This is a genomic window from Streptomyces swartbergensis (genome assembly GCF_002148965.1).
Lineage (GTDB): Bacteria > Actinomycetota > Actinomycetes > Streptomycetales > Streptomycetaceae > Streptomyces > Streptomyces swartbergensis.
Window position 1 is genome coordinate 1 of sequence record NZ_NGFN01000720.1, and the last position, 1,210, is coordinate 1,210.

The 1,210-nt window shown below is 67.9% G+C and carries 2 pseudogenes; both read left to right on the forward strand.

The window, feature by feature from the left end:
• A pseudogene (locus CA983_RS48730) lies at positions 1-792 on the forward strand (NF041680 family putative transposase); the annotation flags it as partial.
• Positions 793-1,065: 273 nt separating this feature from the next.
• Positions 1,066-1,210, forward strand: a pseudogene (locus CA983_RS49065) (NF041680 family putative transposase); the annotation flags it as partial.

Genomic DNA, 1,210 nt, shown 5'->3' on the forward strand with positions numbered 1-1,210 from the left:
GTGTGGGGTGGGTGTGGGGTGGCCGCTCGGACCGGGTCATGCTCTGCGACGCAGGCCCCGCGCGTTCCGGCCCGAAGGGCGGGCGGCCCCGTCGGCACGGTGACGTCCTCACCTTCGCCAAGCCCGACAGCTGGCACGAGCCCGACGTCATCACCGCAACGGACACCACCCGCTGCGGCAAGGCCGAGGCGATGGTCTGGACCGGATGCACCCCAGACTCACCACCGCGGCCCATGGCTGCACCACGCGAAGGAGGAACTGCCCGTCCTGCACGGCACGTTGGTGCGGCTGCAGGTCGAGCGCCTGCCGGGCGACCGTGACCCGAAACCGGTCTGGCTGTGGTCCTCAGCCACCGCCGCGACGCCGGTGGACGTGGACCGTTGGTGGCAGTCGCTCCTCCGCAGACTCGATCTTGAGTACACCTTCAGGCTGATGAAGCAGACTCTCGGCTGGACCTCCCCGAAGGTCCGCCACGCCGACGGCGCCGATCTGTGGACCTGGCTCATCATCGCCGCCCACACGCAACTCCGCCTCGCCCGCCCCCTCGTCGAGGACCTGCGCCGCCCCTGGGAACGGCCCGCCGAGCCCCGCCTCGCTCCCGCGCGCGTCCGTCGGGGGTTTCGCAACGTCCGCGCGACGGCGGCCCGTCCGGCGGTCGCACCGAAACCGTCCAAGCCGGGCCCGGGACGGCCTCCCGGCTCGAAGAACAAGCACCGGGCCAAGCGCCACGATGTCGGCAAGACTGTCAAACGCGCCGAGTCGATCAGAGAACACCAGGCCCGCCGAGGATAAACGCCAACTCGGATACGCGGCCAAAGGCTACCCCTACCGCTGATCACCCTCGGCGACTAAGGCCGGATTGTCAGGTCATGACGACGCACCACGAACAGACCAACGCACCAACCCACTTTGCGGACACGGCCTAACTTGATCTTTAACCTCGGACGTCGAACGGCTTCTCGTACTTGATCACCCGGTCTGGTAACTGCCGTACCTGCAGGCGGCCTTCGGCTGAGCATGTGCTCCGACCAAGGAACACACACGCTCAGCACGAAGGCCGTGGGGATGAGTCTGCTGCATCACGCTGTCCGACAGGATCCGTTCGCGGAACTGTCACGCTTCCGGGGTGAGTTCTACTCCTGCCTGACCAGACGTGCGGACGCTCTGTTCGAGCTGGCCGACGCGGTGTTGTGTGCGGACGGCCCGGTCC